Raw genomic sequence first — 25,799 nt, 5'->3', positions numbered from 1 at the left:
GAGCACGGGCGTTAACGCGCGTGCTCTTTTAGCGGGTGGATCATCTAAACTGCCAGGCTTCTTCGACCCGCGCTGTGGCCTCTTCCGGAGTAATAACGCCTTGCGCGAGGTCGCCGCTAATATCGTTAATCGTCGCGCCTACGGACGTTCCCAGCGCTTGATCCAGGAACACTTGGTGGAAGTCGGATTCATCGAGAATTTCAGCGACACGGCGGGCATAGGGAGTTTCAAGGGCTTCAGCTGAGCCCTCGGCAACCGGCACAAAGATGCCTGTCGCGGCGGCTTTACGCTGATTTTCTGCATTGAGCAGAAAACGCAGGAAGTCGACCGCCTCATCGGGGGCGTCACGGGTGACAGCAAATCCATTCATGCCACCAAAACTCTGTGCGTTGCCCTCACCACCAGCGATTTCTGGGAAAGGAATAAACAATAAGTTGTCATCCGGGACTCCCTCGCCACTGACTGAGCGCTGCTTGGAAGGAAGATAATCCCAGTCACCCATCACGTGGAAAGCGGCCTCACCATCGCCAAACATCCCGCTGGCGCGCTCGTAGGAAGTGGCCATAAAGCCGGACTGAAAAGGATCAAGATCAACAAGCGACTGCAGCATCTCGCCTGCTCGCACAAAGGGTTCGCCATTAAAGCCGCCGTTATCACCGCTTTTGGCCGCTTCAATGCCGTCGCCACCGGCAAGGCGGGTGACTAAAGAGCCCCAATAAAAGTGCAGCGGCCAGCCATCCTGACCACCGACCACCAACGGTGTTATGCCCTCTTCCCGCAGCGCTATCACGGCGTTTTCAAAATCCTCCCAGGTCTTGATCGCTTGCGCATTAACTCCCGCCGTTTCTGTCAGGGCAGTGTTCGCCCAGATACCCACCACCGTGGCGTAGAGCGGTGCGCCATAGACACGATCATCCAGGGTAAAGGCGCGCACCGCAGACGCGGGGTAGATATCCTGCCAGCCATCGCGCATCGGCTCGCTCAGGTCGCGGACAAACCCCGCATCCACCTGATCGCGCAACCCCTCACCGCCCCAGGTGTAATAGATATCCGGGCGCTGGCTGGACTGCAGCATGGTGGGCAGGCGCGTTTTGTACGCCTCGTTGGCAAGGTATTCGAACTCGACATTAACGTCGGGGTGCTCCGCCTCATAGGCGGCAACCACTTCCTCGTAGTAGCGTTTTTCAGCGCTACTGCTTTCAATCCTTAGCACCGTCACCGTGGTATCGGCGGCTGCGGTTACTGACCCCAAAGCAGCAACAGCGGCAACAACCAGCGCTAAGTGACGAGGGCGTGAACAGGGCACGTTGTATTTGTTAGATACGTGCATGAAATTCTCCTAATGTACTTTAAAGCTTGCTGTTGAATCATCCATCAAGCCCAGCCCGCGTCTACCGCCAACTCCTGAGCGGTGATGGCCTGGCTTTCGGCACTGGCTAAAAACAGCACCGCGGGGGCGATATGCTGGGGTTCAAGGCGCATTTTTAGGCACTGGCGTTGTTGAATGGCGACTTCGTCGCCGGGGCTAATCCACTTTTCGAGCTGCCGCTCGGTCATCACCGAGCCGGGCACCAGTGTATTAACGCGAATATTGTGCTCGCCCAACTCCCGGGCCAGGCTGCGGGTCAAACCGTGCACGGCCGCTTTGGCAGTCACATAAGCGGGCAAACCGCCTAACGCCATCTGCACGCTGACCGAGCCAAAATTAATGATCGAGCCACCGCCCGCTTGCATCATCTGCTCAGCCGCTGCCTGGGCAGCAAAGAACATCGGCCGCAGGTTGAGCGACATACGTTCATCCCAATAAGCAACATCCACATCCTGCCAGGCGTGACGATCATCGCTGGCAGCATTGTTGACCAGGGTATGGATTGGCCCGAGATCCTGGCCGGTCTCGGCGATAACCTGCTGTAGGCTGGCCACATCGCGGATGTCGCAGTGGTGGTAGTGCGGTGCCTCGCCGGTCTCGACGCGGAGCTCTTCGACCAACGCCTCGCTGGCCTCATCGTTAATATCGACAAACACCACCCGCGCGCCCTGAAGATGAAAGGCTCGGGTAAGCGAGGCGCCAATGCCGCTGCCGCCGCCGGTAATAAAGACCACACGCTGTTCAAGGCTTGTATAGCGCGCTGAGTGTTGATTCATATTGTTTCCCACCTCTTTCTTTTAGGCGTGCTTTAACCGCGTTTTAAATATCCACCCACTGCCCACCGGCAGCGGACGAGGCCAGCGCGCGGGTAATAAACGTAAGGCCATCGACACCGTCGGCGACTCCCGGGGTTTGCAACGCCAGCGCCTCAGCGCGCTCACCCCGTTGATGGGCGTGAATTTGCACAGCGAAATCGCGATAGAGCTGGGCAAAGGCTTCGAGATAGCCTTCCGGATGCCCCGGTGGAATGCGTGCAGCCGCCATGGCCGCTTCGCCCAGGCCTGGGCCGTTGCGGGTCAATATCCGTGGCGGCTCTCCCAGTGGCGAATGCACTAGCTGATTGGGCGTTTCCTGGCGCCAGGCAAGGCCACCCTTGCTGCCATAAACGCGGAGCTGCAGACCGTTTTCGTTGCCCGGCGCGACTTGGCTAGACCACAGCATGCCCCGCGCGCCGCCCTTGAAGCGCAGCAGCATATGTACGTTGTCATCCAACGCTCGCCCTTCGACAAAGGTGTGCATATCGGCGGCGAGTGACTCCAGTTGCAGGCCGGTCACATAGCGCGCCAGGTGGTAGGCGTGAGTGCCGATATCACCCAAACAACCTGCCGGGCCGCTGCGTTTGGGATCGGTGCGCCACTCAGCTTGCTTGACGCCGCTCTCTTCCAGGCGGGTGGAGAGCCAATCTTGCGGGTACTCCACCTGGACGACGCGAAGGTCACCCAGCTCACCGTTGGCGACCATTTCACGCGCCTGGCGTACCAGCGAGTAGCCGGAGTAGTTATGGGTTAAACCGAAGAACAGCCCCGTCCGTTCCACCAGCTCGGCGAGGGTTTGCGCCTCGTCCAGGGTGATCGTCATCGGCTTGTCGCAGATGACGTGAAAACCCGCTTCTAAAAAGGTGCGCGCTACGTCGAAGTGAACATGGTTGGGGGTCACAATGGCGACCACATCGATGCCATCCGGCCGCTGCTGCTCCGCTTCGGCCATGGTCTGGTAGTCGGGGTAAGCGCGTTCGGCGTCAACGTGCAGCTCCGCGGCGGCGGCCCGGCTGCGATCAGGGTCAGAGGCAAAGGCCCCGGCAACCAGTTCGAAATGGTCATCCAACCGCGCGGCGATGCGGTGCACCCCGCCGATAAACGCTCCTTGGCCACCGCCGACCATGCCCAGGCGCAGCCGACGCGGCGTGTCGTGTTGATTGCTCATGTCGTATTGCCCTCCCCTTTGGTTAATTAAGACCCAAAATGCGGCGATTGGCGGCCTCGTCGGAGCCGCCGTCAGCGAAGTCATCAAACGCCCGCTCGGTGACCTCAATAATGTGGTCGCGAATAAAGGCTGCGCCTTCACGGGCGCCGACTTCCGGATGCTTCAAGCAGCACTCCCACTCCAGCACCGCCCAGCCGTGATAGTCGTTGGCCGCCATCCAGGAAAAGATCGACTTGAAGTCGATTTGGCCATCGCCCAGGGAGCGAAAGCGCCCCGCGCGCTCTGTCCATGACTGATAGCCGGAATAAACGCCCTGCTTGGGGCTGGGGTTAAACTCGGCGTCCTTAACGTGAAACATCTGAATATGGTCACGATACACGTCCAGAAAGCCGCGGTAGTCGAGCTGCTGCAGGATCAGGTGGCTGGGATCGTAAAGGATGTGGCAGCGGGGGTGGTTACCGACCCGCTCAAGGAACATCTCAAAGGTGATGCCGTCGTGCAGGTCTTCGCCGGGATGAATCTCGTAGCAGAGGTTCACGCCCGCTTCATCAAATGCATCCAGAATCGGCCGCCAGCGATTCGCCAGTTCGTCAAAAGCGGTTTCGACCAAACCCGCCGGACGCTGGGGCCAGGGATAGATGAACGGCCACGCCAACGACCCGGAAAAGGTGCCGTGGTCGGTGAGTCCCAGGTTTTGCGATGCCTTGGCAGCCAGCTTTAACTGCTCAACGGCCCAGGCCTGGCGTGCCTTGGGATTACCGCGAACCTCGGGTACCGCGAAGCCGTCGAACATCTCGTCATAAACGGGATGCACGGCGACCAACTGGCCCTGAAGATGGGTGGAGAGTTCGGTGAGCGCCAAGCCGTGTTCGGCCAGTGTGCCTTTGATCTCATCGCAGTAGGTGCTGCTCTCGGCAGCACGTTTGAGATCGATCATGCGTGCATCCCAGCTGGGAATCTGCACGCCCTGATACCCAAGCCCCGCCGCCCAAGCAGCAATGCTGTCGAGGCTATTAAAGGGGGCTTCATCACCGGCGAACTGGGCGAGAAAGAGCGCTGGCCCTTTGATTGTTTTCATAGGACTCTCTCAATATCGTTTGGATTAAGTGCTTGGGTAGGCGCGGGAAGGAGTGGTGCTTTTACCCGCGCCTATTAATCACTACGCAATCAATACGCGGTCAGAACGGCGAATCGGGGAAGTAGTACTGCTCGGCATTCTCCTGGGTAATCAGCGGCGAGCCTAGAATGTACTCACCCAACACCGGGCCATTGGAGACAAAGTGCTGTACGGTCAGGTCCATGGCGGTGGCGATCATGGCAGGTGGATACAACACGTCCACCGGCACCAGCTCATCACCATCCATCACCCGTTTAATAATGTCCTTCATGCCCGCCCCGCCGACGATAAACAGCTCGTCTTCACGATCCGCTTGGCGCACTGCTTCAATTACCCCTAGCGCGATATCGTCATCCTGGGCCCAGACGGCGTCGATATTGTCGAAGCGCGATAGGTAGTCCTGCATCACTTCAAAGCCATCATCACGGTTCCAGTTGGCATGCTGCATATCGAGGATGTTGACCTCGGAGCCTTCGATCGCTTCCTGGAAGCCCTGCACCCGCTCATCGTCGATCACCGTGGGAATACCGCGCAGCACCACAATGTCGCCCTGATCATCAAGGCGCTCGCGGATGTACTCGCCGGACACGCGGCCTAGTTCATGGTTATTCCCCGCTACATAGAGATCCTGGATCCCCTCTTCCGTCAGGCCTCGATCTACCACGGTGACGAACACCCCAGACTCTTTAACCCGGCGCACCGGATCGGTCAGTGGCCCAGACTCAAACGGCAGCACCACCAGCGCATCGATGTTGCGCAGCGACACCAAGTCTTCTAGATCATTGGCCTGCTCTCCCGCCGTGCCTGCTGTGGAGATGGTGATCTCAATGTCAGGATAGAGCGCCTCAAGGCGTTTTTTGGCCTCTTCGGCATGGTAGTTAACGCCCCCCGTCCAACCATGGGTGGCGGCGGGAATGGAGACACCGATGGTGTACTCCTGGGCAACCGCGGCGCCGGAGAGCCCTATTGCTGAAGTGAGTGCTGCAGTAGTGACGCAGACCTTCACTGCTGTCTTGATGGTTCGCATAGTGATGCTCCTTTCGTGTTTGTAATTGTTTTGCTGTTTTTACTTGCTGTTTTTACTTGCTGCGTTGCGAGCTGCTAAGGGTTGATGTTGCGAACGTTTTTCCTGGTTTTTACATTCGTTTCAGTGCCTTAAGGCGCTGCTTTTCTCCACGAGGCACGCTGCAGGTAGACCGCCACAATGATGATGATCCCCTGCACCGTCCCGTTGAGATAGTTAGAAATGGCATCGGTCAAGTTGAGAATATTGCCAATCATGGTGAGCATGATGGCGCCCACCACCGTGCCCCAGATACGCCCATGCCCGCCCTTGAGCATGGTGCCGCCGATGATCACCGCGGCAATCGCCTCCAGCTCCCAGAGTACCCCGGTGGCACCCGATGCAGAGCCCAGCCGGGGCACATAGATAATTGTCGCCAAGGCCACGCACACACCCTGCAGCATGTAGGTCATAGTTTTGATGCGATCGACGTGAATAGCGCTGTATTCGGCCACTTTTTCATTGGAGCCGATGGCAAAGCAGTAGCGCCCAAAGCGCGTGTAGTTGAGCAGGATGTAGCCAATAATGGCGACCGCCAGAAATACCCACACCGGAATGGTGATGCCCAGGAAGCTGCCGTAATACACCGGGCGATAGATATCGCGCACCGCCCAGTCCAATGTCAGGGTGCCGCCATCGGCGAGGTAAGTGACCAACGAGCGGTAAATCCCCATAGTGCCAAGGGTGACGATAAAGGCTTCGATCTTGCCTTTGGTGGTCACCATGCCGTTGATAAAGCCAGCGCACAGCCCCAGCAGCAGCGAGGCACCGACACCTAGTAGCACGGTGGTGACGCCGGCACCGAACTGCTCGACGAGGCTGTTCATCAGAATAATCATCACCCCGGCAATAAAGGCCGCCATTGCCCCTACCGAAAGATCCAACCCGCCGGCGGTAATCACGAAGGTGGCGCCGATGGCAATAATGCCGATAAAGGCACTGCGGGTGAGCATGTTCGAGAGATTATCCAGCCCCAAAAAAGCCGGATTAATCAGCACACCCAGTAGCGCCAGAACCACCAGCGCTACAAAGGGCCCCCAGGTTTTCAGGTCTATGGCGAAGCCTTTTTGCTTGATCATTTTGTTAGCTGCTTTATTAGTCGTTTTGTTATTAGCCATGACGCTGCTCATCGACCTCTACTCCTTTAATGCCGGATGCGTACTGCATGATTTCATGTTCGTTAATTTGCTCGCCTTCAAGCACCCCGGTGAGTACTCCGGCGCACATTACTGCCACCCGGTGAGAAAGGCCGATCAGCTCGCCCATTTCTGAAGAGATCAATATCACCGAGCAGCCCGCCTCGGTTAATTCATGGATAAAGTGATAGATCTGGTGCTTGGTTCCCACATCGATGCCCCGGGTCGGTTCGTTGATAATCACGACTTCAGGGGCAATGGACATCACCTTGGCGAGCAGCAGCTTCTGCTGGTTACCGCCGGAGAGTTCGGCAGCGGTGCGCGCTGCCGTCCGCAGGCGGATATCAAAGCGCTGGATGGCCTGTTGAAAGGCCTGCTCTTCACGGCGGCGGTCAATAAGCGGATGGCAGTGAGCGCGTAAATTGAGCAACGTAACGTTGGAGCGCAGATCCATATTGAGCACCAAGCCTTTGCCCTTGCGATCCTCGGTGAGATAAGCAATTCGTTGGTGCACCGCATCGCGCAGGTGGCGCAACACCACCGGCTGGCCGTTGCGCAGCACTTGGCCTGCACTTTTGCCGCGTAGGCCCAGCACCGCTTCGATCAGCGCAGTGCGTCCGGCGCCCACGATGCCACCAAACCCCAACACTTCCCCCTGGCGCAGGGTAAAGCTGGCCTGTTTAACGGCCCCGGGCACCACCATATCCCGCGCTTCCAGCACCACCGGCGCATCGGAGGGGAGATGCGTACGCGGTGGGTACATTTCAGTGATCTCACGCCCCACCATCAGCCGTGCCAACTCTTCCTTGCTGCGTCCAGTCATGGAGCCGCTATCGACCAAATGGCCGTCGCGCAATACCGTCACGCGGTCGGCAATCTGCTCAATTTCACGCAGTTTGTGGGAGATATATAGAATCGCCACACCACGTTGGCGCAAACGGTCGATGAGTGCGAATAGCACCGATACTTCGTTTTCCGTCAGTGTGGCGGTGGGCTCGTCCATAATCAGCACGCGCACATCCCGGGTGATCGCCTTGGCGATCTCCACCATCTGCTGATCAGAGGTGCTAAGGTCTTTCACTCGAGCGCGTGGATCAACGTCGGTTTCGAGCTCCAACAGTGCCGTCCGGCTGCGTTCCCGCATGGCTCGTCGATCCAGAAACACTCCACGGCGCAGTTCGCGGCCCAAGAAGATGTTCTCCTCTACGCTGAGCTGTTCCGCCAGTGCCAACTCCTGGTGAATCATCACCACGCCGTCGGCCTCTGCCTCACCGCTGGAGCGATAGTGCCGTTGGCTGCCGTCCACCAGGACCTCACCGGAGGTGGGGCGAAGGTAACCGGCCAGGATTTTTACCAGGGTCGATTTACCGGCGCCGTTCTCACCCAGCAAGGCGTGCACTTCGCCCGCCTGCAGGTCGAGATCAACGTCGAATAACACTTGGTTTTCGCCAAACGAGCGGCAGAGTTTGCGCGCTGATAACAGCATGAGGCCACCTGATGAAGTCTGTTGTTATTGTGTTGGGGGCTTATCAACATCGATTGATTTAGGCTGATGCTTGATTTACTTTAGGTGCTAAAATAAATATTTGCATATGCAACTTAGGTCGTATTTTGACAATTGCGCTCACACCCCACGATGAGAGCGCTCAGCAATGTGCAGCACTGCTTTTTTTCAACACGAACTATAACGGCGACCCTATGGCCCTTCCGTCGACTGACACTAGCCGCCTCGACAACACCCTGGCGGTGATACGCACTCTGCGTGACCAAGGATCGGTGGCACGCATCGACCTGGGCGCACTCAATGGCATTAGCTCTGCCACAGTCACCTCGATCAGCGCCGAACTACTCCAGCAGGGGTTGATCACGGAACGGCCCCCCGAAACACCCCGCCCCACCGGGCGTGGCCGACCAAAAACCTTGATTGAACTCGACCCTAATGCCGCCTGCGTGGTGTGTATCAAGCTATCGATCAATGAGATCCAGTTGGTGGTGGGCGATTTTTCGGGCCAGGTACGCCATAGCGAACACCACGCGGTGCCCACCCTGACGCTAAGCGCCGACGACCTGGAAGCGCTGCTGGAAGAGAAGATCAGCACTGTTTGCGCGCAACAGCTAAAGGGATTTCAACGATTGGCGGGGATCTGTTTGGCAGTGCAGGGGGTAGTCTCGTCGCAAAGCGGTACGATTATCTGGTCCCCCGCTTTAAGCTTTCGTAACGCACCGATATCGACGCGATTAGCGGAGCGTTTTCACTGCAGCGTACTGCTGGAAAACGATGCCAACTGCATCGCCAGCGTTCTAGCGGCACAGCCCGCCTATGCAGACTGCCCCAACTTGGTGGTCATTATGCTGGGCTACGGTATCGGTATGTCGGTATTGATTAACGGCGTGCCCTTTCTAGGTGCCAATGGCTCAGCGGCGGAGTTTGGGCACAGCAAATACCAACCCGATGGCGCCCTGTGCGCCTGCGGGCGACGGGGCTGCATTGAAGCTTACACTAGCGATTATGCGCTCTATCGCGCCGCCGCCGATCATTTAGCGCTTCCCTCCGGCGACAGCGCACACCCCTCAGAGCAGCAGATGCAAGCGCTGACACAGTTAGCATTAAAAGGCGACCCGACAGCCCAGCGTATTTACGCCGAGGCTGGGCGGGCGTTGGGGTTCGGCATTGCCAATGTGCTGGCGCTCTTTAACCCCGATCTAGTGCTGATTACCGGCTCCGGCGTGCGCGGCTTTGACGCCATGCAAGCCGCCATGCACACCGCCATTGACGATGCCCTGGTGGCCGAACTGATGGGCACCACCCGCATCGAACACTGCGCCTGGGATCGCGACATGACCTGCATGGGAGGCATCACCATGGCGCTAAATGCCACCGATGGCGAGACGCTGTTAGATAGCCAGGCTAAGTCCGGATCGGCTACTTGCCTGTAGCCAAAAGGTCGATTAGCATGAAAATGTACAAGGGAGTATTTTATGTCTATTCATCAATTGACACAAAAAGTTAAGGCAGCTGGGCAGAACCGCACTCATGAGCAAAGAATGAAATTGCTTAAAGATGCGCACATCCTTGATTCACAAGGACGTCTTGATAAGCGTTTTTTCAGTCCATCTAAGTCTAAAGGCAACCATACGGCACACGTTAAGACCTAATGTATTCATCAAAACCGACAATTGTCTATGGTTTTCATGGGTTAGATAAAGATATTGCCATCAGTATCCTGAACCAAAAATCTGAATTCAAACACAGTAATAATAAGTATGATTGGCTGGGCAATGGCGTTTACTTTTGGGAAAATAATCTTGAAAGAGCGCATCAGTATGCCCTTCAAGATAGCCAGCGGGCTGCTTCTAATGTTAAAGATCCCTTTGTACTGGGCGCAGTAATTGAGCTCGGCAACTGTCTGGATTTGCTTGACCAAAAATATAATGATTTTCTTAAAGAAGCTTATCAGCAGCTAAAAGACGATTTAGAGGCAGAAGGTACACCACTGCCTGAGAATAGATCGTTTGGAAAAACAGATTTTGATTTTAAAGCCCGTGAGCTTGACTGTGCTGTAATCCGTTATGCATGTGCATTAGCCAAGGAACAGGGTGAACCCTTTGACTCTGTTAGAGCCGCGTTTATCGAAGGCGATCCACTATACGATGGAGCCAAGTTTTTTTCTGAAAACCATATTCAACTTGCCATCATTAATCCAGATTGTATAAAAGGAATATTTCTTCCAAGACAATCTACTCAAGAGATTGAGCTCGCTGAAGGAAAACTAAGCACTAACGTTTAAACCCGTGGATACAGCCTAAACTCTATTCACGCCACTAATATCCAGATATTCCTTGCAAGCACTCAACGACCATAACAACTGTCAGTCGTGATAAACCACGCTGCGGCCTCCGTCGATGGTCAGGCAACTGGCGTTGATAAAGGGGGCTTCATCTGAAGCCAGGAAGACCACCGTCATGGCGACTTCCTCGGGTTGCCCTAACCGCCCTGGTGGCAGCAAGGCTTCGATGCGTGCCTTAGCCGCGACGGGGTCATCGAAGGTCTGCCAATGCGCCTCTACCGCCGAGGTGGCAATATAGCCCGGCGCGATGGCATTGACCCGCACGCCCCGCGGTGCGTATTCAATGCCGAGCGATCGGGTTAAGCCAATCAAGCCGTGCTTGGCTACCGAGTAGGGAAAACAACCGGGAATAATCGAGAAGCTGTGGGTGGAGGCGATGTTGATAATGGCGCCGTCGCCCTGCGCCAACATGTCCGGCAACACCGCCCGGCTACAGAACCAGGCACCTTCCAGATCGACCGCTAGGCAAAGTTGCCAGGCGTCATCCGGCATGGCGAGTGGATCATGGAAGACATTCATTCCGGCGTTATTAACCAAGGTGGTCAAGGGCCCGTTAATCTCCCGTGCCTTCGCCACGGCGGCGTCCACCGTTGCGCGATCAGCAATATCTGCCACCAACGCCTGAGCATTGTGTCCTTCGCTGCGCAGTTGCGCTGCCAGCCTCTCGACGTTATCACCGTCTCTATCCAGCAAGGCGACCGTGGCACCCTCGCGGACGCAGGCCTCGGCAATGGCGCGGCCGATGCCGGTGGCAGCACCGGTTACCAGAATATGCTTGTCGGTCAACCTAGCGGTCATTGCGCGTCCTCTTTTTTAAGCTCTTCGTCACTCTGCGTGGAGCTATATCTGCCAGGCTGATAATTGCCCCCGAGGGAGGTAGCTTTAGCTCGCGACCCTTTTGGCGCTACCTCAGGATCTTCGAATGACCATCAATGCGAGTGCCGCGGCACATCAGAACCCCGACAGCCGACCAGGAAGTCGAAGTCGCAGCCTTCGTCCGCCTGGAGCACCCGCTCGATATACAGCTGGCGGTAGCCGCCCTGGCTGGCAATCAGCGTTGAGGCGGCAGTGGGGTCACTTTCGGCCAGGCGCGAGGCTAGTTCTTCATCGCTGAGTTCCAGATGCAGCCGGCCGCTTGCGCAGTCGAGCTCGATCCAGTCACCGTTGCGTACCGCCGCTAGCGGGCCACCGGCAGCGGCTTCGGGCGCTACGTGCAGTACCACGGTGCCGTAGGCGGTGCCGCTCATGCGGGCGTCGGAGATGCGCACCATGTCGGTAATGCCCTGGGCGAGGATCTTGGGCGGCAGGCCCATATTGCCCACCTCCGCCATGCCGTGATAACCCCGCGGGCCGCAGTGCTTCATGACTAGTATGTCATTGGCTTCCACGTCCAAGTCCGGGTCGTTGATGCGCGCCTTGTAGTCGTCGAAGTCCTCGAACACCACCGCACGACCTCGGTGCTGCATCAGCTCGGCCGTGGCTGCTGAGGGCTTGAGCACCGCACCGTTGGGGGCCAGGTTGCCGCGCACCACGCAGATGCCGCCGTCCGCAGTGAGCGGATTATCCAGCGGGCGAATCACTTCGTCGTTGTACAGCGGGGCATCCTGGACGTTCTCCCACAGGGTTTTGCCGTTGACGGTCAAGGCGTCCTTGAAGGGCAGCCGGTTGGCCTCGCCCAGGCGTCTAAGCACCGCGGGCAGGCCACCGGCGTAGTAGAACTCCTCCATCAAGAACCGCCCCGAGGGCTGTAGATCGACCACCGTGGGCGTGCCGCGCCCCACTCGGCTCCAGTCGTCCAGGGTCAGATCCACACCAATCCGTCCGGCAATCGCCTTGAGGTGAATCACCGCATTGGTGGAGCCGCCAATGGCGGCGTTGGTACGGATGGCGTTGTCGAAAGCTTCCTTGGTAAGGATCTTGGAGAGCCGCAGGTCTTCGTTGACCATCTCGACAATCCGGTTACCCGAAAGGTGTGCCAGCACGTAGCGGCGAGAGTCTACCGCAGGGATCGCCGCATTGTGGGGTAGCGAGGTGCCCAGGGATTCCGCCATGCAGGCCATGGTGGAGGCGGTGCCCATGGTGTTGCAGGTGCCCGCAGAACGGGACATGCCCGCTTCGGCGGCCATAAAGTCGTGGAGTGAAATCTCACCCGCCTTGACCTGCTCGGAGAGCTTCCAGACCACGGTGCCGGAGCCAATATCCTTACCTTTGTGCTTGCCGTTGAGCATTGGCCCGCCGGTGACCACGATGGTGGGAATGTCGCAGCTTGCCGCACCCATCAGTAGCGCCGGGGTGGTTTTGTCGCAGCCCACCAGCAGCACCACCGCATCGATGGGATTACCGCGAATCGCTTCCTCCACGTCCATGCTGGCCAGGTTGCGGGTAAACATCGCGGTAGGCCGTAGGTTGGATTCGCCGTTGGAGAACACCGGAAACTCCACCGGGTAGCCACCCGCCTCCAGCACGCCCTGCTTCACGTGCTCCGCCAACTTACGAAAGTGCGCATTGCAAGGTGTGAGCTCCGACCAGGTGTTGCAGATACCGATGATCGGTTTGCCCTGAAACTCATGGTCGGGAATGCCCTGGTTTTTCATCCAACTGCGGTACATAAAACCGTTCTTATCAGCCGTGCCAAACCATTCAGCACTGCGCAGCGGACGTTGACGTTGGCCCATGAGGTTAACTCCTTGTTTTAGTTCGGTGACGGCTGACGACCTGAGAGTTGGCGTCGAGAGTGGGTGCCGAATGCGCAAGACACTAAACTACCCCGTCAATCTAGTCGACCATACAAAAGTATATGTTGAACAATTGCTCTTAATGTTCAACATTACCCTCCCACGTGGGTCATTGGCCCGTTGCATTACAGCGTTAACCACCACGCTCTCCACAACAAAAAACTTGAGGAATAGTGCTATGCTCAAATCGAAATACAGCTCGCTACTCACTGGTTCCGTGCTACTGCTGGGCCTCTCTGCGGCCCAGGCAGCCGAGTACGAATGGAAATTTCAGGCGTCAGAAACCTCGGGCGAACCCAGCTTTAAGATCAAACAAGAGTGGGCCGAGCGAATTACGGCAATGACCGATGGCCGTGTTGAAATCGAGGTAATGCCGATTAATTCCGTGGTTGGCCCTACTGAGACATTGACCGCCGTTAGCTCAGGGATTCTGCAGGGTCATATGACCGACCCCAGCTACTTCTCTGGCCAGGATCCGGCTTTTGGTATGCTCGGCAATCTTGTTGGTGCTTGGCAGAACCCCTACGATTTCCTGGAGTACATGAAATACGGCGGCGGTGAAGAGCTTTACAACGAACTGGTCGAACCCTATGGCGCCCATTTGATCAGCGCAGCGACCTTTCCGTTGGAGTCGGTACCCTCCACGGTGCCCATCGAATCCATCGCTGACTTTGAAGGGCTAAAAATCCGTGCCCCTCAAGGCATGGTGTACAACATCTTCGAGCGCATTGGCGCCACACCCGTTAATCTGCCGGGCTCTGAGGTGTATACCGGCCTGGAAAAAGGCGTAATCGACGCCGCAGACTCCACGGTGCTCTCGAATAACGACGCCATGGGTCTGCACGCTTTCGCCCCCTACCCGCTCTACCCTGGCTTTCACTCCATGCCCATGATCGCTGTGTCGATCAATAAAGACATCTGGGATGGCTTGCCCGAGGAGCTACAGACGACCCTCAATACCGCCTTTGATGGCATGGCCTACGACCTGATTGCCCGCCTCAAGGAGCAGGATATTGAGACCCTGCAGCGGCTTCAGGATGACCCAGACGTTCACCCCTTCAACTTGCCCGAAGAAGAGCGTCAGAAATTCCGCACCGCGGCTGAGCAGGAGTGGCAAGAGTGGGCGGGTGAAAATGAGATGACTCAGAAGATTTATGACTCGGCGACCGCCTTTTTGCGCTCGCGCAATCTGCTCTAACTCTGTGCTCTCAACTCTCTGCTCACAACCGGCCTCATTAATCTAACCAACGCAGCGCTCGGGCAAACACCCCGAGCGCTGCGCGTAGAGTCGCGCCATGTCCCAAAAAACGCCTGACAATCAAACTCCTTCGCCGAATACCCAGGATCTCCCCGAGATCCTCGAAACGGTGGAGGAGGTGTCTCCCGAACGTAATGCTTTAGACCGCTTAATTGCACGGGGCGGCCGTGCCGTTTCCTGGCTCGTGCTGGTCGCGATGGGCATCAGCGTCGTCGAAGTCTTTATGCGCTACGGTTTCAACAACCCCACCTCCTGGGTACACGAAACCGTCGTGTTTCTGATCGCCGTTATCTTTGTACTGGGCGGCCCAGCGGCCATGGCGCGCAATAGCCATATCCGCGTCAAGGTGCTTTACGACAGCGCCGGGCCCAGGTTGAAATGCTGGATGGATCGTTTCAACGACCTGCTCACTCTGATTTTCTGCCTGACGATGAGCTATGCCGCCTTTCATATGTTCTGGGGAGCTTCGCATAACCCGCTCGGTGAGTGGTCGCTGGAGCGCTCCGGCACCTCTTGGAATCCGCCCTTTCCCGCTATGGTCAAGGGCATGATTCTGTTTGCTCTGGTGTTGATGACGCTACAGGCCTGCCTGCATCTGTGGGAATCGATTAAAGCGAAACCCGCTGCCAACATCGAGGAGGCTCGCTGATGGATATTTCAACCGCAACGATCCTCATGGTCGGGGCCATTTTCGCGCTACTGGTCACCGGTCTGCCGCTGGCGTTTATCACCGGCTTGGTAGCGATGGCGTTCACCTTCGGCTGGTTCGGCGAGGCGGCGCTGCCCCTGGTCACCAGCCGCGTTTATGGGTTTATCACCGAGTATTCGCTGGTGGCGGTGCCCATGTTCGTGTTGATGGCATCACTGCTGGATCGCTCCGGAATCGCCAAAGACCTGTTCAACGCCATGCGCGTCTTCGCCGGTCGCCTGCCAGGTGGCGTGGCGGTGCAGACCATCGTGGTAGCGTTCTTCCTGGCCGCTCTTTCGGGCATTATCGGTGGTGAGATCGTGCTGCTTGGGATTCTGGCGCTGCCCCAAATGCTCCGCCTGGGCTACGACAAACACCTCTCTATTGGGGTGGTGTGTGCCGGGGGCGCCCTGGGCACCATGATGCCGCCCTCAATCGTGCTGATTATCTACGGTCTGATCGCCAGCGTATCGATTGCTGACCTGTTCGCCGCAGCCGTGACGCCAGCGGTGATTTTGATGGGTTGCTACATTGCCTATGTGCTGGTGCGCTGCCTGAGAAATCCCGCACTGGGCCCGCCGTTAGATAGAGATACCCAGGATAACCCTTTCGCCACTAAGCTGGACGCGGTCAAGGCCATTCTGTTACCAGGGCTGATCGCTTTTTTAGTGCTGGGCACTATCTACGGTGGTATCGCCTCGGTCACCGAAGCCGCGGCCATGGGTGTTTTCGGTGTACTGCTCGCCACTATTGTTCGCGGCGAATTCACCCCGGGTATGCTGCACCATAGCCTTGGGCAGACCATGAATACCTGCGGCATGATCATCTGGATCGGCATCGGCGCCGCCGCCCTGGTGGGCGTCTATAATTTAATGGGAGGCAACCGTTTTGTTTCGAGCTTGATCCTGGGACTCGATGTAGCGCCCATTGTGATCATTCTGGTGATGATGGCGATTATGCTCGTGCTGGGGCTATTCCTAGACTGGATCGGGATCGCCATGCTGGCTCTGCCGATCTTTCTACCCATCGTTATTCAGCTCGGTTTCGATCCGATCTGGTTCGGCATTCTATTCGCCGTGAATATGCAGGTATCGTTCCTGTCGCCACCCTTTGGGCCCGCCGCCTTCTACCTTAAAAGCGTGGCACCGCCGGATATCAGCCTCAAGGATATTTACCTGTCCGTACTACCCTTTATGGCCATTCAGCTGTGCGTACTCGCGGCGCTATTGATGTGGCCGCAACTGGCCATTTGGCCACTATGATGACCGCTACACTATTGACTGACTCTGCATAAGGAGACCGCCATGCGACTGATTCAGTGTGACCACCAGGGCCAGGTTCGCGCCGCCCTGGTCGAAAGCGAAGAGCAGGTCAGACTGCTCGACTGCGACACCTACACCCTGGCCAATCGGGCCATTGCCGCCGGCAAGCCACTTAGCGACATGCTGACGGAAGCATTGACCGACACACGCCTGGATTATCAAGCGCTGGTCGACACTAAACAGTTGCTACCCCCGCTGACCCATACCGACCCGGCCCACTGCCTGGTCACCGGCACCGGCCTTACCCACCTGGGAAGTGCCGATACCCGCTCGGCAATGCATGCCAAAGCCCAGGCCGCGGAGGAGGATATGACCGACTCCATGCGCATGTTCAAGCTGGGCGTGGAGGGCGGCAAACCCGATGCAGGCCAGGTAGGTGCACAGCCGGAGTGGTTCTACAAGGGCGATGGCCAGTGCGTGGTGGCGCCAGAAGCGGAGATTCCATCCCCCGCCTTCGCCGAAGATGCAGGCGAGGAGCCTGAGTTGGCGGGCCTCTATGTGATTGGTGATGACGGCCAGCCCTGGCGGGTCGGCTACGCCCTCGGTAACGAATTTTCTGATCACGTGACCGAGCGCTTCAACTACTTGTGGTTAGCTCACTCCAAGCTACGCGCCTGCAGCTTTGGTCCCGAACTGTTGATCGGCGAACTACCTGATCATCTGGAAGGCACCAGCGCTATTCATCGCAGTGGTGAAACAGTGTGGGAGAAGCCCTTTCTCACCGGCGAGGCCAACATGGCCCATAGCCTGGCCAACCTGGAATATCACCACTTTAAATACCCGGGCTTCCGCCGCCCCGGCGATGTGCATGTGCACTTTTTCGGTACCGCGACACTGAGCTTCGCCGACGGCATCAAGGTGCGCGAGGGCGATCGCTTTGAGATCAAAATCAAGGAGTTTGGTCGCGCCCTGCGCAACCCTCTACGGGTGGAAGCAGACGCACCGCCCATCAGCGTAAAGTCGCTTTAACGTACTCTAACCACCCCAGCAGGAGGAAGTATGACTCTGGAAGGTAAACTACTGATCGGTCAGCAGGCCATTAGCGGCCAACAGGCTGACATTCATGCGGTAAATCCCGCCACCGGCGAAACGCTGGCGCCCGCCTACCCCGGCGGCAGCAAGACCGAGGTCGAACAGGCCTGCGCATTAGCCGAGGCGGCTTTCGATAGCTATCGCGAGACCTCCTTAGAGGCGCGGGCCAGCTTTCTTGAAGCCATTGCCGCCGAGATCGAAGGGATCGGCGATGAGCTGATCGAACGTGCCATGGCCGAAACCGGCCTGCCCCGCCCGCGTTTAGAGGGCGAACGTGGACGTACCTGTGGCCAGTTGCGGCTGTTCGCCTCGGTAGTGCGCGCAGGTGAATGGCTGGATGTACGTATCGATCCGGCCATGCCCGATCGTCAGCCGCTGCCCCGCGCCGACCTGCGTCAGCGCCATATCGGCCTGGGCCCGGTGGCAGTGTTTGGCGCCAGCAACTTCCCGCTCGCCTTTAGCGTTGCCGGTGGCGATACCGCCTCCGCACTGGCCGCCGGCTGCCCGGTAGTGGTCAAGGGCCACTCTGCCCACCCCGGCACTTCTGAGCTGGTAGGTCGCGCCATTCAACGCGCCGTTGCCAAGTGCGAACTCCCTGAGGGCGTTTTCTCGCTGCTGTTTGGCTCGGGCCGCGAAATCGGTCAGGCGCTGGTTGCCGACCCTCGCATCCAGGCAGTAGGCTTTACCGGTTCACGTAACGGCGGCACGGCGCTCATGGCTACCGCCCAGGCGCGGCCGCAGCCGATCCCGGTTTACGCCGAGATGAGCTCCATTAACCCGGTGTTTCTACTTCCGGAAGCCCTCAAGGCACGCGGTAAAGCGATTGCGGAGGGATTTGTCGGTTCACTCAACATGGGTGCCGGGCAGTTCTGCACCAACCCGGGGCTAGTCATTGCGGTTCAGGGCCCTGAACTGGACGCCTTTGTTGCGGCGGCCGGTGAAGCAGTTAAGGGCAGTGCTGCCCAGACCATGCTGACGCCGGGTATCCATGATGCCTACCAACAGGGCGTAGGCCGACTCGCCAGCCACGCCAAGGTGACCGAGGTGGCACGCGGCCAGGCAGGTGAGACAGCTCACCCCTGCCAGGCCGGGCTGTTCGTTACCCAAGCCGAGGCGTTTCTGAGCGACCCCGCGTTACAGGAAGAGGTGTTCGGTTCGACTTCATTGGTGATCGCCTGTGCTGACACCCAGGAAGTGGCCCGCGTTGCGGCTCAGTTAGAAGGCCAGCTCACCATTACGCTGCAGATGGATGACGGTGACTTGGCGACTGCCAAGCAACTGCTGCCGACGCTGGAGCGCAAGGCCGGACGTATCCTGGCCAACGGCTGGCCGACGGGTGTAGAAGTGTGCCACGCCATGGTGCATGGCGGCCCTTATCCTGCCACCTCGGATTCACGCACGACCTCAGTAGGTAGCGCTGCGATTTTCCGCTTCCTGCGCCCAGTGTGCTATCAGGCGCTGCCGGAAGGGCTACTGCCCGACGCTATTCGTGATGGCAATCCTGCAGGAGTATCGCGCCTGGTCGATGGCAAGCGTGAATAACGTAATAAAGCCAGCGATGGCTTCACGATAGTCTTATAAAACAGACTTACGAACTAGCGCAGCGAGGCCATATTTGCCTCGCTGCGCTTATTTCATAGTAACTGACAGACTAGGGCCTGTTGACGTTTCACTCGCGGCCGCGCTGGAGCCCGTTTTTATTCGCGGCAAGGCAGGAGGAGAGAGGTTTGGTGATTCCAAATGAACGACGACTAACGCCGCCGCGGATAAAAACGGGCCCAGCCCTTCGGGTTGCCCCACAAAGCGCGCCATACGGCGTTGCAAAACTTGAAAAGGGAACCACCCTTCCCAGCGTTTTGCGCCTTGTCTGACGCGCTTTGTGGGGCAACGCGGTTCGCGATGAAACGTCAACAGGCCCTAATATACACTTCCTGATTTATGCTGCTGATAGCGATAAGCTTTAATCATAAGCGGTGAGCACCATAGTAGAATCACCGCAATGCCAAGCCCCGCACTGATTGGTCTTGCAAAGAAGCTCGTTAAGTCACCACCGGTACGCAACATTGCGCTCATGAAATTATTTTCAACAACGGAACCCAACACTAGACCAAGAATGGCTGGCGCCATTGGAAAGTCATTCACAGCCAATACATAAGCCACTAGCCCTACAATAAGCATTAACCAAATATCCACAACGCTATTATTGATAGCGAAAGCCCCCACAATGCAAAAGCATAATATTATGGGCATTAGTACCCGGCTGGGTGTTAGGATGAAAAACTTTGAAAGTCGGATAGCCATATAGCCAATAGGTAGCATCATCAAATTAGCTAAAATAAACACCATAAATAGCGCATAGATCAATCCACTCCCATCCATAAAAATAGTGGGCCCAGGATTCATCCCTTTCATGTATAAAACGCCAATGACGATGGCAGTAATAGAGTCACCTGGAATCCCAAAGACTAAAGCGGGCACCCATGCACCACTGATACCGGAATTATTAGCGGAGCTTGCATCCATGATGCCCTCTATATTACCGGTGCCATATTTGGCACTCTCTTTTGACCTACCCTTTCCCACACCATACGAGATCCAGGCCGCAATATCTGCACCCGCGCCCGGCAGTGCACCAATCAACGTGCCGATTGAGCTACCACGTATCATGTTACGCCAGTAACGTTTAATATGCCCAGGTACATTGTGGAAGACACTATCGTTATCGACGATACTGATTGTTTTCTTCTCAGATTTTGAAGCGTAATAGCTCATCAGTTCATTTAGAGCAAACATACCAATCATAACGGGTATAAAGTTAATACCGGCCATAAGGTCGGGCACTCCAAATGTAAAACGTGGAGCACCACTCATCATATCAAGCCCTACGGTTGAAAGCAGAATGCCAAAAAGAAGTGAGAGGAATGCTTTTGTTCTAGAACCAACTGAAATAAAAATTGAACAGCTTAACCCGAGCACCGCAAGCCAAAAGTACTCAAATGCACTGAACTGCAGCGCTACCTCAGCAAGGGATTGAGCCACAACAATTAAAACGATGGTGCCAAAAATACCGCCAAAAACAGAACATACTAAATTAATACCTAAGGCCTCTCTTGCCCTGCCTTTTTTCGCTAATGCGTAGGACTCCCCTACATAAGCAGCCGATGCAGGCGTGCCCGGTATATTTAGATAGGTACCCGGAATATCACCCGCAAAGATCGCCATCGCCGATGTCGTTACAATGGCAGCAATAGCCGGGATGGTATCCATGTAGAAAGTTAAAGGTACTAATAGCGCTACTGCCATTGTCGCAGTAAGGCCGGGGACTGCACCTACAAATATACCAAACAGTGAAGCCGCTAAAATAACCAGCAAGGTTTCAAAGTTTAAAACCAGCCCAACCCCATTCATTAAGATATCCATGGCAGGCTACCCCCTAATAGAAGACCTTGCGGCAATGGAACGAGCAAGTAGCGCGAGAAGATAAAATAAATAGCTGACGACACTGCTAGAGATGTTGCCAATGCTATGTAGGGTGATGTTTTTCTTAATAACATCAGCAAAAACATAATGATCATTATCGTCAACATTGCACCAAGGTAGTCGCTTGCCAGGATATAAAAGACAATCGATACTGGTGGCAACAACATTGCCCAATTCTTTTTCTCAGGCAGTGAGCCAGCTAGGGATGGACTACCGTGTGCTTCTTGCGCGACAGCTTTTTTTCTAAGCCATAATGCATTCAAGGCAAGTACAGCCCCACCGAGGCAAAATCCCCCCCCTATGAGGGAGGGGAAAAGCGAAGGTCCATACTGCAGGCTTGGTAGAGTAGGAAACTGCTGGGCAGTAATGATCGTAACAATCCCAGCAATAACGAACGCTATTCCGGCGAAAAAATCCCGCATTGTCATTCCTCAGTTAGCTAAGCCAACTTGTTCAACAATTTCACCGAATACGCTATCCATATCTTCCATGAGTTGGCCAAACTCTTCCGCGTTACGCCACTCGGTACCAAAACCTTGCTGACTCATAAACCCTTGATAAGTATCACTGTTGTAAGCAGTCTCTAGTGCTGATTCAAGTGTTGCTACTACTTCTGGATCCATGCCTTTAGGCCCTGCAATTCCACGCCACTCGCCCACTTGATAGCTACTACCGATTAACTCATTAGTGGTGGGAACATCAGGGAAGCTGGGTATACGCTCTGGAGACATTACCGCAAAGCTCTTAACGCGACCGGCCTCGATCATTGAGCGGGCTTCAGGCACCGAGCTTGGTACGATATCAATCCCCCCAGACACCAGCTCAGTCATCGCTGGTGCTGCTCCTTCACTAGGAATCCAAATCACTTGGTCGGCGGGAATACCTTGATCCATCAAAAAGCCAGCAAAGGCTAGATGCCACACACCGCCTTGGCCAGTACCCGAAGCAGTAAACGTGCCTTTAGGTTCAGAGCGTATCGCTTCAAGGAGCTCTTCAAGGGTTTCATAAGGAGAGTCGGCTGCTACCTGTATGCCTGGAAAGTCGTAGTTGATTTGAGCAATAGGCGTAAAATCTTCATACGTAAGGTTCGTTAAACCCAACCAATGCATCATGTTAACTTCGCCAGTAGCCAAGCCAATCGTATAACCATCCGGCTCAGCATTAATCATGGCGGTATGACCAACAACGCCACTGCCCCCTGTTCGGTTGACAACATTGACGTTCTGCCCCAGCTCTTCTTCCAGAGCACGGGCGATAGTTCGCGCCGTCGCATCAGTGCCACCACCAGCAGCCCAAGGCACAATCAACGTAAGGGGGCGTTCGGGGTAATCCGCAAGGGCAGAGCCAGACGCTGTCATAACAGCTGCGGCTATACTTGAAGCAAAAATAGTTTTAAGGGAATGGTTTGTAATTATCATATTCATTTTCCTTTAGTAATGTATTGCTTACAATTAATTATCATTTTTGGAACTGCATGCTTTATTACTTTACGTTTTTCTTGTCAAAGACCTCCTTCACGGACTATTAAGTGGACAGAACTCTATTTATCAGAAAGCCTCTTTGAGCATGTCATAAAAGTCTTCCTTAGAGGGCGCGCGCGGATTGGTCGCCGTAGAATGATCTTCCAATGCCCACTGAGCCAGTTGATCCAAGTGCTCTTCCATGACGCCCATTTCGCTCAAGCTAGCAGGCATCCCCAATTTCACATTGAGCTTTTCAAATGCTTCAGCTAAATCGTCGTTAGGATTGAGACCCATCGCGTCTTTGAGGCAAGCATATTTTTCCTCACAGCCGGGCTGGTTAAATCTAAGCACAGTCGGCATCAACACAGCATTGAGCGTACCGTGATGAAGTTTTAACTCGTGCAGGCCGCCTAATGCATGGGATAAGGAGTGCACCGCTCCCAGCCCCTTCTGAAAAGCCATGGCGCCTTCAAGGGCCGCCATCATCATTTCATTTCTAGCCGTTAAGTTTTCGCCGTTTTCAACTGCCTCTACTAGATATTTGCTAGCGCGCGTCAGCCCATCTAAAGCAATCGCTTCAGCCGGAGGATTCACTTTGGGGCTTAAAAAGGTTTCAACGCAGTGAGCAATCGCATCCATACCCGTGGCGGCGGTCAAAAAAGGTGGTAGACCTAGCGTCAAACGAGGGTCACAAATAGCGACCGAAGGAATCAGGTAAGGAGAGAGAAAGCCAAGTTTGCGGTTGTCTTTCATGGTAATCAATGAGGCTCTTCCCACCTCACTACCGGTTCCTGCCGTTGTCGGTATTGCTATTAATGGCAGCACATCGGCTTTAATTTTTGTTACGCCGCCTTCAATCGCAGCGTATTGGCGTAACGGCCCAGGATGATTAAAAAGTAAGGCGACCGCTTTAGCTAAATCAATGCTGGAACCACCGCCAACGGCAATAATGCCGTCACATTTGCTTTCACGCAGGTAAGTAAGCGCTTGCTCTACCGCTACTTCCGTAGGGTTGGACGGCGTATCATCGAAAACACATGCGCCATCATCAAGCTGAGCAGACTCAATAACGTGTGTGATAAGAGGGGTAGCACTGAGCCCCTTATCAGTCACAAACAACGGTCGTTTTATCTTCAGCAATTGCAGCTCATTGGCTAATTCAGCAATAGCGCTTTCACCGAACTGAATTTTTGTTAAATAATTGATTATGTGGGGCATTGTCATTTCTCATTATTGTTTTGCTCGTGAACCCAGCAATCTCTTCACTCAAGGTGTCATACAGTATGACTGCGTGATAACAGTCTAGTAATGTATTTTGCAGCTGCCAAGGCCTTTACAAAAAACGCCTAGCAAAACTGTGAACGGCGGCTCAAATATGGGCATGTTCACGCTGCCCATCCACCAAGCGGATTACCTTCAGGGGATTGCTCTCCTTCAGCGCCTCCGGCAGCAAGGCCATGGGGAGATCTTGGTAACACACAGGCCGTAAGAAGCGATGGATGGCCGCGCCGTATCCAAATCACATCATCCATCTGCGGCGTAATCGTGAGCTGGCCTTCCAACTGAGCCGCAATCGGCAATTAGCTTTGTGCGCCGCGTGTATGAAAGCAATCTAGACTAGATGACCATTGCGCTCAATGAACATTATATAGAACAATAGTCTAATCGACGTACGCGGCCGGCTTGCTAGAGTGCACCCACAATGATCGCTTTTAAGCTTGCGCCTGACCCTTGCAACAAAAGCCCAATAATCAGCTTGAGGTAAACGATGAATCTCATTAATTCCCCGTCAGTTATTATTCATCTCAATCCGCGGGATAACGTAGGCGTTGCCTCAAAAGCAGTTCCAAAAGATATACCCATTGATAAAAAGGGCACGCTTGCTCAAGAAAATATTGATGCGGGGCATAAAGTTGCGCTCACGCCTATCAAAAATGGTGAGGCCGTTTTTAAATATGGCCAACTGATTGGGCTGGCTGCACGGGATATTAATCCTGGTGAGCATGTGCACACCCACAACCTCACCATGATTGAACTTAGTTCTTCATTGGAAGATTTTCAGCCCCATCAAAAAACCGTCACCGTTAGCCATTCACGGACGTTTCAAGGCTACCAACGGGCTGATGGTAGCGTGGGAACGCGTAACTATATTGGTATTCTCTCTACCGTGAACTGTTCTGCCACGGTGGCTAAAGCCGCTGCGGACGCGCTCAATCAGTCTGGGGAATTAAGCCAAATGGGGTTCGATGGTGTAGTGGCCATTACCCATGGTTCTGGTTGCGCCATGAATACTGACTCAGAAGGTTTTGCCTTTCTTGAGCGTGTTATCGCAGGGTATGCCCAGCACCCCAACTTTGCTTTTGTACTCATCATTGGCCTGGGTTGTGAGACCAACCAGGTCAAAACATTAGTCAAAAGAAAGGGGTTGGAAGATGCCTCGCGGCTGGCTTACTTTAATATTCAAGACGCGGGAGGGACACGCACTAGCATCAAAACGGCCTGTGATCACATCATGCAAATGGCCACCCAACACGGCCAACAGCAGCGTGCACCTGCGCCCCTTGAGCACTTAGTGGTTGCATTGCAGTGTGGCGGGTCAGACGGCTACTCAGGTATTACCGCGAACCCAGCTTTGGGCCATGCCGCCGACCTTATCGTGCAACATGGTGGCAGCGTTATACTCGCCGAAACCCCCGAAATCTATGGCGCTGAAAACCTCCTGATAGACCGCTCCATTAATGAGAACATCGCACAGAAACTACTCGACCGGATCACCTGGTGGAAACATTACACTGAGATAAATGGCGCTGAGCTAAACAACAACCCTTCCCCAGGCAATAAAGCGGGTGGGCTATCAACTATCCTTGAGAAATCATTGGGCGCAGTAGCTAAAGGCGGAACGTCGAGCCTTAACGACGTGCTGCTGTATGCTGAGAAGATGACCACGCGCGGTTTTAACTTTATGGATAGCCCTGGCTATGACCCGATTTCGGTCACGGGTCAAATCGCCTCCGGTTCTAACGTAGTCTGCTTTACCACTGGACGAGGTTCAGTCTCAGGCTTCAAACCCGCCCCCTGCCTTAAGCTCGCAACGAATACCTCCATGTATGAGAAAATGCATGAAGACATGGATATAAACTGTGGCGTTATTGTTGATGGCACTGACAGCGTAGAAAGTGTTGGAGAGCAGATTTTTGAGCGCATTATTGCCATCGCTTCAGGCGATATGAGCGCCAGCGAATCACTGGGTTACGGTAATAATGAATTCGTTCCCTGGTTGGTAGGTGCCGTCACCTAAACTCCCA

General features: G+C 55.4%; 22 protein-coding genes. 9 read left to right on the top strand and 13 right to left on the bottom strand.

From position 1 onward, the window contains the following. Positions 1–40: 40 nt before the first annotated feature. From K7H09_RS03045 to K7H09_RS03015, 7 genes are all read right to left on the bottom strand, one after another. Positions 41–1,330 (bottom strand): ABC transporter substrate-binding protein, encoded by a 1,290-nt coding sequence (locus K7H09_RS03045; RefSeq protein ID WP_230803510.1) that lies wholly within the window; start codon positions 1,328–1,330, stop codon positions 41–43. A gap of 44 nt (positions 1,331–1,374) precedes the next feature. Next, positions 1,375–2,145, bottom strand: coding sequence for an SDR family NAD(P)-dependent oxidoreductase (locus K7H09_RS03040; protein ID WP_230803508.1), 771 nt, complete (start codon positions 2,143–2,145; stop codon positions 1,375–1,377). A 43-nt stretch (positions 2,146–2,188) separates the two neighbouring features. After that, positions 2,189–3,352 carry a Gfo/Idh/MocA family protein gene (locus K7H09_RS03035; protein ID WP_027956951.1) on the bottom strand — a complete coding sequence of 388 codons (1,164 nt, stop codon included), beginning with the start codon at positions 3,350–3,352 and terminating at the stop codon, positions 2,189–2,191. Between the two features lie 22 nt (positions 3,353–3,374). Beyond that, positions 3,375–4,430 carry a sugar phosphate isomerase/epimerase family protein gene (locus K7H09_RS03030; RefSeq protein WP_230803506.1) on the bottom strand — a complete coding sequence of 352 codons (1,056 nt, stop codon included), beginning with the start codon at positions 4,428–4,430 and terminating at the stop codon, positions 3,375–3,377. Positions 4,431–4,530: 100 nt separating this feature from the next. After that, positions 4,531–5,496 (bottom strand): ABC transporter substrate-binding protein, encoded by a 966-nt coding sequence (locus K7H09_RS03025; RefSeq protein ID WP_230803504.1) that lies wholly within the window; start codon positions 5,494–5,496, stop codon positions 4,531–4,533. Positions 5,497–5,624: 128 nt separating this feature from the next. Beyond that, positions 5,625–6,650: an ABC transporter permease gene (locus K7H09_RS03020; protein ID WP_230803494.1), complete on the bottom strand. Its 1,026-nt coding sequence runs from the start codon at positions 6,648–6,650 to the stop codon at positions 5,625–5,627. After that, positions 6,643–8,154 (bottom strand): sugar ABC transporter ATP-binding protein, encoded by a 1,512-nt coding sequence (locus K7H09_RS03015; RefSeq protein WP_230803491.1) that lies wholly within the window; start codon positions 8,152–8,154, stop codon positions 6,643–6,645. The genes K7H09_RS03020 and K7H09_RS03015 overlap by 8 nt, the downstream gene beginning before the upstream one ends. Positions 8,155–8,366: 212 nt before the next feature. On the opposite strand from K7H09_RS03015, the gene K7H09_RS03010 reads away from it, so the two are divergent. The 3 genes from K7H09_RS03010 to K7H09_RS03000 are packed head-to-tail and all read left to right on the top strand — an operon-like array spanning position 8,367 to position 10,456. Beyond that, the gene (locus K7H09_RS03010) at positions 8,367–9,605 is read left to right on the top strand and encodes an ROK family transcriptional regulator (RefSeq protein WP_138799396.1); all 1,239 of its coding nucleotides are present in this window, start codon (positions 8,367–8,369) and stop codon (positions 9,603–9,605) included. A gap of 42 nt (positions 9,606–9,647) precedes the next feature. Then, positions 9,648–9,824, top strand: coding sequence for a hypothetical protein (locus K7H09_RS03005; RefSeq protein WP_022521938.1), 177 nt, complete (start codon positions 9,648–9,650; stop codon positions 9,822–9,824). Then, complete coding sequence (locus tag K7H09_RS03000) at positions 9,824–10,456, top strand: hypothetical protein (RefSeq protein ID WP_022521937.1); 633 nt, start codon at positions 9,824–9,826, stop codon at positions 10,454–10,456. The genes K7H09_RS03005 and K7H09_RS03000 overlap by 1 nt, the downstream gene beginning before the upstream one ends. A gap of 81 nt (positions 10,457–10,537) precedes the next feature. Here the strand turns inward: K7H09_RS03000 and K7H09_RS02995 are convergent, their stop codons facing one another. Both K7H09_RS02995 and K7H09_RS02990 read right to left on the bottom strand, forming a co-directional pair. Next, entirely contained in the window at positions 10,538–11,314 is a 777-nt protein-coding gene (locus K7H09_RS02995; protein ID WP_022521936.1) for an SDR family oxidoreductase, read from the bottom strand. A 131-nt stretch (positions 11,315–11,445) separates the two neighbouring features. Next, complete coding sequence (locus tag K7H09_RS02990) at positions 11,446–13,191, bottom strand: IlvD/Edd family dehydratase (protein ID WP_101148332.1); 1,746 nt, start codon at positions 13,189–13,191, stop codon at positions 11,446–11,448. A 238-nt stretch (positions 13,192–13,429) separates the two neighbouring features. Here K7H09_RS02990 and K7H09_RS02985 point away from each other — a divergent pair, with 238 nt between their 5' ends. The 5 genes from K7H09_RS02985 (at position 13,430) to K7H09_RS02965 (ending at position 19,093) form a co-directional block, all read left to right on the top strand. Next, complete coding sequence (locus tag K7H09_RS02985) at positions 13,430–14,449, top strand: TRAP transporter substrate-binding protein (RefSeq protein WP_022521929.1); 1,020 nt, start codon at positions 13,430–13,432, stop codon at positions 14,447–14,449. A gap of 97 nt (positions 14,450–14,546) precedes the next feature. Next, positions 14,547–15,158, top strand: a complete 612-nt coding sequence (locus K7H09_RS02980; RefSeq protein ID WP_009287508.1) for a TRAP transporter small permease subunit — start codon at positions 14,547–14,549, stop codon at positions 15,156–15,158. Beyond that, positions 15,158–16,459, top strand: coding sequence for a TRAP transporter large permease (locus K7H09_RS02975; RefSeq protein WP_009287507.1), 1,302 nt, complete (start codon positions 15,158–15,160; stop codon positions 16,457–16,459). Before K7H09_RS02980 ends, K7H09_RS02975 begins: the two co-directional genes overlap by 1 nt. A 42-nt stretch (positions 16,460–16,501) precedes the next feature. After that, entirely contained in the window at positions 16,502–17,488 is a 987-nt protein-coding gene (araD1, locus tag K7H09_RS02970; RefSeq protein ID WP_141440644.1) for an AraD1 family protein, read from the top strand. Positions 17,489–17,518: 30 nt separating this feature from the next. After that, positions 17,519–19,093, top strand: a complete 1,575-nt coding sequence (locus K7H09_RS02965) for an aldehyde dehydrogenase (NADP(+)) (protein WP_022521927.1) — start codon at positions 17,519–17,521, stop codon at positions 19,091–19,093. A gap of 375 nt (positions 19,094–19,468) precedes the next feature. Here K7H09_RS02965 and K7H09_RS02960 read toward each other — a convergent pair whose 3' ends face one another. The 4 genes from K7H09_RS02960 to K7H09_RS02945 all read right to left on the bottom strand — a co-directional run bounded on the left by K7H09_RS02960 (position 19,469) and on the right by K7H09_RS02945 (position 23,712). After that, positions 19,469–20,971 (bottom strand): tripartite tricarboxylate transporter permease, encoded by a 1,503-nt coding sequence (locus K7H09_RS02960; protein ID WP_041159279.1) that lies wholly within the window; start codon positions 20,969–20,971, stop codon positions 19,469–19,471. Continuing rightward, the gene (locus tag K7H09_RS02955; RefSeq protein ID WP_027956958.1) at positions 20,959–21,453 is read right to left on the bottom strand and encodes a tripartite tricarboxylate transporter TctB family protein; all 495 of its coding nucleotides are present in this window, start codon (positions 21,451–21,453) and stop codon (positions 20,959–20,961) included. Before K7H09_RS02955 ends, K7H09_RS02960 begins: the two co-directional genes overlap by 13 nt. A 9-nt stretch (positions 21,454–21,462) precedes the next feature. Then, positions 21,463–22,389 (bottom strand): tripartite tricarboxylate transporter substrate binding protein, encoded by a 927-nt coding sequence (locus tag K7H09_RS02950; protein WP_197029746.1) that lies wholly within the window; start codon positions 22,387–22,389, stop codon positions 21,463–21,465. Between the two features lie 189 nt (positions 22,390–22,578). Continuing rightward, positions 22,579–23,712, bottom strand: coding sequence for an iron-containing alcohol dehydrogenase (locus K7H09_RS02945; RefSeq protein WP_022521924.1), 1,134 nt, complete (start codon positions 23,710–23,712; stop codon positions 22,579–22,581). A 550-nt stretch (positions 23,713–24,262) separates the two neighbouring features. Between K7H09_RS02945 and K7H09_RS02940 the strand changes: the two genes are divergently transcribed. After that, complete coding sequence (locus tag K7H09_RS02940) at positions 24,263–25,792, top strand: UxaA family hydrolase (protein ID WP_141440643.1); 1,530 nt, start codon at positions 24,263–24,265, stop codon at positions 25,790–25,792. Positions 25,793–25,799: the final 7 nt, after the last annotated feature.

Source organism: Halomonas sp. IOP_14, assembly GCF_021021315.1.
Taxonomy (GTDB): Bacteria; Pseudomonadota; Gammaproteobacteria; order Pseudomonadales; family Halomonadaceae; genus Vreelandella; species Vreelandella titanicae.
Note: the sequence above shows the minus strand (reverse complement) of the source record. Positions and strands in the feature narration are given on the sequence as shown.

Coding starts and splice junctions, on each gene's coding strand:
- K7H09_RS03020 (WP_230803494.1), bottom strand. CDS start 6,650: ATGGCTAATAACAAAACGACTAATAAAGCAGCTAACAAAATGATCAAG.
- K7H09_RS02950 (WP_197029746.1), bottom strand. CDS start 22,389: ATGACAGCGTCTGGCTCTGCCCTTGCGGATTACCCCGAACGCCCCCTT.
- K7H09_RS02995 (WP_022521936.1), bottom strand. CDS start 11,314: ATGACCGCTAGGTTGACCGACAAGCATATTCTGGTAACCGGTGCTGCC.
- K7H09_RS02955 (WP_027956958.1), bottom strand. CDS start 21,453: ATGCGGGATTTTTTCGCCGGAATAGCGTTCGTTATTGCTGGGATTGTT.
- K7H09_RS02990 (WP_101148332.1), bottom strand. CDS start 13,191: ATGGGCCAACGTCAACGTCCGCTGCGCAGTGCTGAATGGTTTGGCACG.
- K7H09_RS02945 (WP_022521924.1), bottom strand. CDS start 23,712: ATGCCCCACATAATCAATTATTTAACAAAAATTCAGTTCGGTGAAAGC.
- K7H09_RS02975 (WP_009287507.1), top strand. CDS start 15,158: ATGGATATTTCAACCGCAACGATCCTCATGGTCGGGGCCATTTTCGCG.
- K7H09_RS03035 (WP_027956951.1), bottom strand. CDS start 3,352: ATGAGCAATCAACACGACACGCCGCGTCGGCTGCGCCTGGGCATGGTC.
- K7H09_RS02965 (WP_022521927.1), top strand. CDS start 17,519: ATGACTCTGGAAGGTAAACTACTGATCGGTCAGCAGGCCATTAGCGGC.
- K7H09_RS02985 (WP_022521929.1), top strand. CDS start 13,430: ATGCTCAAATCGAAATACAGCTCGCTACTCACTGGTTCCGTGCTACTG.
- K7H09_RS03040 (WP_230803508.1), bottom strand. CDS start 2,145: ATGAATCAACACTCAGCGCGCTATACAAGCCTTGAACAGCGTGTGGTC.
- K7H09_RS02960 (WP_041159279.1), bottom strand. CDS start 20,971: ATGGATATCTTAATGAATGGGGTTGGGCTGGTTTTAAACTTTGAAACC.
- K7H09_RS03000 (WP_022521937.1), top strand. CDS start 9,824: ATGTATTCATCAAAACCGACAATTGTCTATGGTTTTCATGGGTTAGAT.
- K7H09_RS02940 (WP_141440643.1), top strand. CDS start 24,263: ATGAATCTCATTAATTCCCCGTCAGTTATTATTCATCTCAATCCGCGG.
- K7H09_RS02980 (WP_009287508.1), top strand. CDS start 14,547: ATGTCCCAAAAAACGCCTGACAATCAAACTCCTTCGCCGAATACCCAG.
- K7H09_RS03005 (WP_022521938.1), top strand. CDS start 9,648: ATGTCTATTCATCAATTGACACAAAAAGTTAAGGCAGCTGGGCAGAAC.
- K7H09_RS03010 (WP_138799396.1), top strand. CDS start 8,367: ATGGCCCTTCCGTCGACTGACACTAGCCGCCTCGACAACACCCTGGCG.
- K7H09_RS03015 (WP_230803491.1), bottom strand. CDS start 8,154: ATGCTGTTATCAGCGCGCAAACTCTGCCGCTCGTTTGGCGAAAACCAA.
- K7H09_RS03025 (WP_230803504.1), bottom strand. CDS start 5,496: ATGCGAACCATCAAGACAGCAGTGAAGGTCTGCGTCACTACTGCAGCA.
- K7H09_RS03030 (WP_230803506.1), bottom strand. CDS start 4,430: ATGAAAACAATCAAAGGGCCAGCGCTCTTTCTCGCCCAGTTCGCCGGT.
- K7H09_RS03045 (WP_230803510.1), bottom strand. CDS start 1,330: ATGCACGTATCTAACAAATACAACGTGCCCTGTTCACGCCCTCGTCAC.
- araD1 (WP_141440644.1), top strand. CDS start 16,502: ATGCGACTGATTCAGTGTGACCACCAGGGCCAGGTTCGCGCCGCCCTG.